At 38.7% G+C, this 6,823-nt stretch carries 6 protein-coding genes and 1 pseudogene; 4 read left to right on the forward strand and 3 right to left on the reverse strand.

The annotated features are described in order from the left end of the window. The first annotated feature begins 107 nt into the window (after window positions 1-107). Complete coding sequence (locus GBN19_RS07190) at window positions 108-977, forward strand: DMT family transporter (RefSeq protein WP_151777651.1); 870 nt, start codon at window positions 108-110, stop codon at window positions 975-977. A 231-nt stretch (window positions 978-1,208) separates the two neighbouring features. Here the strand turns inward: GBN19_RS07190 and GBN19_RS07195 are convergent, their stop codons facing one another. After that, window positions 1,209-1,955, reverse strand: coding sequence for a glutathione S-transferase family protein (locus tag GBN19_RS07195; RefSeq protein ID WP_151777652.1), 747 nt, complete (start codon window positions 1,953-1,955; stop codon window positions 1,209-1,211). Window positions 1,956-2,178: 223 nt separating this feature from the next. On the opposite strand from GBN19_RS07195, the gene ychF reads away from it, so the two are divergent. Together ychF and GBN19_RS07205 are read left to right on the forward strand one after the other, a co-directional pair. After that, entirely contained in the window at window positions 2,179-3,270 is a 1,092-nt protein-coding gene (ychF, locus tag GBN19_RS07200) for a redox-regulated ATPase YchF (RefSeq protein WP_151710563.1), read from the forward strand. 235 nt (window positions 3,271-3,505) lie between these two features. Next, a complete protein-coding gene (locus tag GBN19_RS07205; protein WP_151777653.1) occupies window positions 3,506-3,970 on the forward strand; it encodes a MarR family winged helix-turn-helix transcriptional regulator in 465 nt (154 codons plus the stop codon). Window positions 3,971-4,012: 42 nt separating this feature from the next. Here GBN19_RS07205 and GBN19_RS07210 read toward each other — a convergent pair whose 3' ends face one another. Further along, a complete protein-coding gene (locus tag GBN19_RS07210; protein WP_151710565.1) occupies window positions 4,013-4,315 on the reverse strand; it encodes a hypothetical protein in 303 nt (100 codons plus the stop codon). Between the two features lie 187 nt (window positions 4,316-4,502). Here GBN19_RS07210 and GBN19_RS07215 point away from each other — a divergent pair, with 187 nt between their 5' ends. Further along, window positions 4,503-5,897 (forward strand): ABC1 kinase family protein, encoded by a 1,395-nt coding sequence (locus GBN19_RS07215; RefSeq protein WP_151777654.1) that lies wholly within the window; start codon window positions 4,503-4,505, stop codon window positions 5,895-5,897. Window positions 5,898-5,981: 84 nt separating this feature from the next. On the opposite strand, the pseudogene GBN19_RS07220 reads toward GBN19_RS07215, so the two are convergent. Further along, window positions 5,982-6,513, reverse strand: a pseudogene (locus GBN19_RS07220) (alcohol dehydrogenase catalytic domain-containing protein); the annotation flags it as partial. Window positions 6,514-6,823 lie beyond the last annotated feature (310 nt).

The following is a 6,823-nucleotide window of genomic DNA, read 5'->3' on the forward strand; positions in this document are numbered from 1 at the left end:
GTTGTAATTTTTATACCCTAACAGTTTTATTAAATTGTATGGCTTTGTGGCTGTTTCAACAAGCCTCTCATTTTATACATTCAGATCATTGGATGGAGAGTTTCTCAATGTTGAATATTTCACGTGGTTGGTTAAGTGGATTTTGTGGCGTGTGTATTTTTGCAGGTTCGCTACCTGCAACACGTTTGGCTGTTGTCGGATTTAGCCCTGCGTTTTTAACGTCAATCCGCGCACTGATTGCAGGTATTTTGGCTTTATGTACCGTACTTTGCTTTAAACAGCGTTTACCCTCTATCGCTCAGTTTAGATCACTCATACTGGTTGCCATTGGAGTCGTATTAGGCTTTCCTTTATTTACAGCATTGGCACTCAAACAAATGAGTGCATCTTATTCGATTGTATTCGTTGGATTATTGCCTTTAGCAACTGCTATTTTTGCCATCCTATTGGGTGAGAAGAAACCACCTTATCAATTTTGGCTGTTTGCAATGCTTGGCAGTTGTAGCATTATTGCTTTCATCTATATGTCACCGCAGACACAACACCCGATTTCTGCGGATTTGTATATGCTGGCAGCAATTTTACTTTGTGGACTAGGTTATGCCGAAGGTGGTCGTTTATCGAAAGATTTGGGTGGTTTACATGTTATTTCTTGGGCGCTGATCTTAACACTTCCATTCATGTTATTTGGCAGCATCTATTATTTCCCTCAGAGCTTTAGTCATGTCACATTCAGCGCATCTTTAGGATTACTTTATGTGTCTCTATTTAGCATGTTTATTGGATTTATTTTTTGGTATCACGGCTTAGCCACAGGCGGCGTGGTTGCAGTGGGGCAATTACAATTACTACAGCCTTTTTTGGGTCTGGGTTTATCCGCAATTATTTTGCATGAGCCTGTCGGCTGGTCAATGTTTCTAACCAGTTTACTAGTGGTAGGCTGTGTAAGCTTTGCCAAGAAATTTTCTGTTCGCTAAATACCTCTCTCGGTAAGTCATTTTAAATAAAAACTATATTCTTCAGAAAATCAAACTTAGATAACAATATGTTTGGCGTTTAGGTCGCTAAAATTAGCGACCTATCTGTCTACTTCCAGAAGATGTCTAATAAATAACCTTGTTTTGATTGAATTAATATCAATTACGACTGTCACTACAGATTTTCATTAGAAAAATAATGTATCCACAAAACAAGCTAATTAAAACTGTCTAAATGCCACGCCAATCCACACGAGCCTGACGTTCTTCCGCATAAATCTGGTGTACATATTGCCCAACAGCTAAAGCTTGCAGTTGACTTGAAAATGCATAGGCTTGCTCTGACACACTATCAAAGGTTTCCAACTCCCACGGTGTCCCTGCAATATTTAACAAAGGTGCAAACATTGAACACACCGCAATATCTGCGAGCGTCAGCCGTTCTGCAACCAAATAACGAGAGGGCAACTTAAACTGTTCTGCAAAGCTTAAAATTGCCCGCTGCGACTCAGCAATTTTTTCTGCTTCCAACTGAAAACTACGATTGACCAAAGTTTTTAAGACAGGTTTAGAATACTTCTCAAATTTGCGTAAATATCCTGTTTCACCCAGCAACACATCCAGCGGATTATTACGGATGATCATTTGTGACCACACCCACTGCCGCACATGTGTTCCAAGGATATTCGCCTGATGATTGATTTGGAGTACTGCTTCACGTTGTCCAAAACGATTTGGCAATAGACCATGCTCTGGGTAACGATCATCTAAATAGTGTGCAATCTGGGTTGAATCTGCAATCCAGTGCGTCCCATCTTTTAAAATTGGTAAATGATTTTGCCCTGTTTTTAAGCGCGCAAATGCACGATGAAAACCTGGCACTAAATTATGTGCAACAAAATCTAATTCTTTATGATCAAGTAACCAACGTGCTTTTTCGCAAAAATGGGACAATGGAAATTGATATAAAGTACGCATAATGCCCCCATATTCATCACAATTTTAGCTAGCAACCCACCCATACCCTATTACTTTAGTCAGGAAAGCGTTGAAACTCAATGCTCATTTCTACCGAGATGTTGTCGTAAAATTAGTAAAATAAAAACTTTCACAGATGCAATCCACGATCATGACCTGACTTTAGACTGGCTTTGTTGTAAAATCATCGGCAATTTTACATAACAACTTTTGTGAGTCTTGCATGGGTTTTAACTGTGGTATTGTTGGTCTACCAAACGTCGGCAAATCAACGCTTTTTAATGCATTAACCAAAGCTGCAATTGCTGCGGAAAATTTCCCATTTTGTACAATTGAACCGAATACAGGGATTGTACCCGTTCCCGATGCACGTCTAGACAAACTAGCTGCGATTGTGAATCCACAACGTATTTTACCCACCACAATGGAATTTGTAGACATTGCAGGTCTTGTGGCTGGTGCATCTAAAGGTGAAGGCTTAGGTAACCAATTCTTGGCCAATATTCGCGAAACTGATGCGATTGCACATGTAGTACGCTGTTTTGAAGATGAAAATGTCATTCATGTCAATGGTAAAATCGATCCACTCGATGACATTGCGACCATTAATACAGAACTTGCACTTGCTGACTTGGAAACAGTCAACAAATCATTGGTTCGTTTAACCAAAGTTGCAAAAGGCGGCGACAAAGAAGCCGTTGCAACCAAAGCCGTACTTGAACGCATTTTACCCTTGCTCGATGAAGGTAAACCTGCTCGTGCAGCTGACTTGTCCGATGATGATCGTAAACTATTGCGTGGTTACGGTTTATTGACGCTTAAACCGACCATGTATATTGCCAACGTTGCAGAAGAGGGATTTGAAAATAACCCTCATCTAGAAGCTGTTCGCAAGCTTGCTGAAGAAGAAAATGCAATCGTTGTTCCATTGTGCAATCAAATTGAAGCTGAAATTTCATTACTTGAAGATGATGAACGTGCTGAATTCCTCGAAGCAATGGGCATGGAAGAGCCGGGTCTAAACGTGGTTATCCGTGCAGGTTATCGCCTACTTGGCTTACAAACTTACTTTACTGCGGGTGTACAAGAAGTTCGTGCATGGACGGTTAAAGTCGGTGCAACTGCGCCACAAGCGGCTGGCGTAATTCACACTGACTTTGAAAAAGGCTTTATTCGTGCTGAAGTTGTCGCATATAACGACTTTGTTCAATACAACGGTGAATCAGGCGCTAAAGAAGCTGGTAAATGGCGCTTAGAAGGTAAAACTTACATTGTTCAAGATGGCGATGTCATGCATTTCCGTTTCAATGTTTAAATAAAATACCACGTAGGTCAGGAAACCTTTTTCCTGACCTCTTTTTGATCAAATTGGTGGCATTATTTTTTTAAATGTTTCTCATTTATTTTTAGGGATGAAAAAATATTCCTTTTATTTACAAACGTTTATGCTAAAGATATATAAAAATTACACTTTTTAGATAAGATGCACTTTTTACGTGATTTTTTTCGCAATATAATCCTAGTAAATACAAAAACAGGCTTGCAACAACATGACTAAAAAGTATGCAAAATATTTACCCGCTTCGGATAATATTCAGATTAACAACTTTCCATTTTATTGGATTAGCCAGATTCATCAAAAATACGTTGAAAATGTCGATCACGTATTAAAAAAATACGGTATGGACAACTCTCGCCGCCGTGTTCTAGGTGCGTTATTACTTAAACCAAATGCGAGTGTTTCTGAACTTTCAGAAATGTTGATTTCTAAAATGTCGACCACAACCAAATTGGTTTATCGCCTTAAAGATGAAGGCTATGTCAACACCTATTCATGCCCAGAAGATGCACGTATTACCCGTGTTGTACTCACCGAAAAAGGTCAAGAAATTCTAAAAAAAGTCAATGACTTAACTGGAATTGTACTTGAACAAGCTTTTACAGGTTTAACACCACTACAAATCGAAAAGCTATTAACACAGTTACATCATATTTTTAAAAACCTGTCACGCTAATGCCTATATAAAAGGCAGACTAATGCGTTTATGTTTGCTGCTTTACATTCTGTATTTGATTTTAAATAACTCACGCCGCTCTAGGCGTGATTTATTTTCAGTGATGTGCTGTCGCATCATGCTTTGTACGCGTTGATGCTCAAAACCAAGTGCATAACCTTTAACAATCACTTCACTGGGTAAAGTAAAGAAAAAATACTTCACATCATCTTCATGCAATGTGGCAAAAAGCTGCTGTTGTTGCAGCAACTGCCATAATGCCTGTTTTTCTTGTTGTACTTTTACTGAAGTGTCATTCCAATAATGTTTACGCATTGCCATGAGATTATTATGCTTATAACTCACATTGACTCCCATACTCATTGATTAGGCGATAAACCATTATAGAAGATTGCCTGAGAAACGGCGTAAAAGACTGCAAAATCCTACAACAATATCCGTATTAAACCGTTTTAATACGCACGAAGCACTTTTTTTTCGTTACAATAAATCCCTTATGCCCAAATCTTCCGTTTTTTAAGGATTGTGTTCAATGTCAGGTCAGAAAGATAAATTAAAGAATTTAAAAACATCTTCCATAGATCGACGTTTATCCATTGTAAAAGCATCTTTATTGGCAGGAACGCGTTGGGCGACTTCCAATGCCACGACCATGTTTTCCAACGAAGAAGAAAAAGAACGTAAGCGCAAAAAAGCCCTCAAAGAACAAGCTGATTATTTAGTATCAGAAATTGGCAAACTTAAAGGCTCGATTGTCAAAATTGGGCAAATGATGGCGTTATATGGTGAACATTTTTTACCTGAAGAAATTACACAAGCCTTAAATACCTTAAATAATCAAACTGTTGCACTAGAATGGTTCGCTATTGAACCTCACTTAAAACAGGAATTAGGCAATCGCTTTTATGACTTAGAGATTAACCCTGAACCCATTGGTACAGCCTCTTTAGCACAGGTACATCGTGCTAAGCGTAAATCAGATGGCTTAGATATTGTTTTAAAAATTCAATACCCAGGTGTTGCAGATGCCATAGATTCCGACATGAATCTATTTCGTAGCATGATTCGTCTGACCAATATGGTGCCACAAACCCGTGAGTTTGATCAGTGGTTTGATGAAGTCCGTGAAATGATGCATCGTGAAGTCAACTACCAAGTTGAAGCCGCTACAACCCAACGCTTTGCAAACTACCTACGAAATGATTCTCGCTATATTGTTCCCCAAATTATTGATGAATATTGCACAAAACAAGTGCTATGTATGACCTTTGAACAGGGTGTTCCTGTCAATAGTCCTGTCATGTTGTCATTACCACAACAACGCCGAAATCTGCTAGGTGAAGCTTCTCTTGAAATCGCCATTCGTGAATTATTTGAATGGGGAGAAATGCAAACTGATCCAAACTTTGGCAATTATCTTGTTCGTTTAGGCAATGGACAAGATGTACAAGACCAAATTGTATTACTAGATTTTGGGGCAATTCGCCAATTTGATCAGACTTTATTGACTGTTGCGCATAATCTGATTCATGCAGGCTATGAACACGACTTAGCACATATGGTCGATGCCATGACAGGCTATGACTTCTTTGACAATATTCCTGCTAGCATTAAACCCGATATGGCAAAAGTCTTTTTGTTGGCAACTGAACCATTTAGCAGTTTACACAATAACCCTGACCTTCCTGCTGGCGTCATGGATGAACAGAACCGTTATAACTGGAAAGCGAGCCAATTGCATAGCCGCGTGATGCAACGTGCAAGTAAATCAATGGCTTCACGCTATTTTAGTGTGCCACCTAAAGAGTTTATGTTTATTAGCAGAAAATTTATTGGCGCCTATACCTTTATGACCGTTTTAGATGCGCAAACCAATATCCGAAAAATGGTTACGCCATTTCTCAAAGAAACCTCAGCTTTAAGCTGAGGTTTTTTATATACAACAAAAATCTATCGTGATGCCTTAATAATGCACACTCTAAAGCTGAACGCATTACATTGACATTACCTGTACTGCGCCAATACCTGTTGTTACACCACAGCCTAATAGACAGACTTGCTCAGGATTGGCTTCAGGATTGATTTTTGCGAGAGAGACTTCAGCTACAACCGTATATTCACTAAAGGTTGAGAACCCATACAATGATAAATTGGCTCACCATTGTATGAAAAACGGGTTGTTCCATCTGGCATGCCCCCTTTACCTTGAGTGGCACGCACTGCAACACAGAGGTTAGTTTTGCCAGATTTACAGAACAGACATTCGCCACATTCAGCTGTATATAATGGAATAACATGATCACCAGCTTGCACGCTAGTTACACCCTCGCCCACTTATACAACAATACCCGCACCTTCATGCCCTAAAATTGCAGGAAAGATACCTTCGGGTCATCACCAGATAAAGTAAATGCATCTGTATGACAAACGCCTGTATGGGTAATTTTAATCAGAACCTCACCAGCTTTTGGTGGTGCAACATCGACTTCTACAATCTGTAAGGGTTGACCTGGGCCAAATGCAACGGCAGCACGTGATTTCATTCTTTCTATTCCTTAAATGTAAATCATCTTGATCATGATGATGCTTTTATGGTTGCAGTTTCTTTTAAAGCAAATTTCATGCCTAATGAGAAATTTTAACACATGAGTCAAATGATATTTTTCTGTTTTCTGACCTTAAGACATTTCGTAAATAAATACAAATACAGATCGCCAGATCAAAAATATACTTAAGATTTTCTTATTGAAATTATGCATTTTTTGCACTATTTGGATGCATTTTTTGCATACTTAACAAGCATATTGATTATTTAAATTAAAAAAACTGATATGTATTTATTTAAATATTGGT

It is taken from the genome of Acinetobacter brisouii, assembly GCF_008993995.1.
Taxonomy (GTDB): Bacteria; Pseudomonadota; Gammaproteobacteria; order Pseudomonadales; family Moraxellaceae; genus Acinetobacter; species Acinetobacter brisouii_A.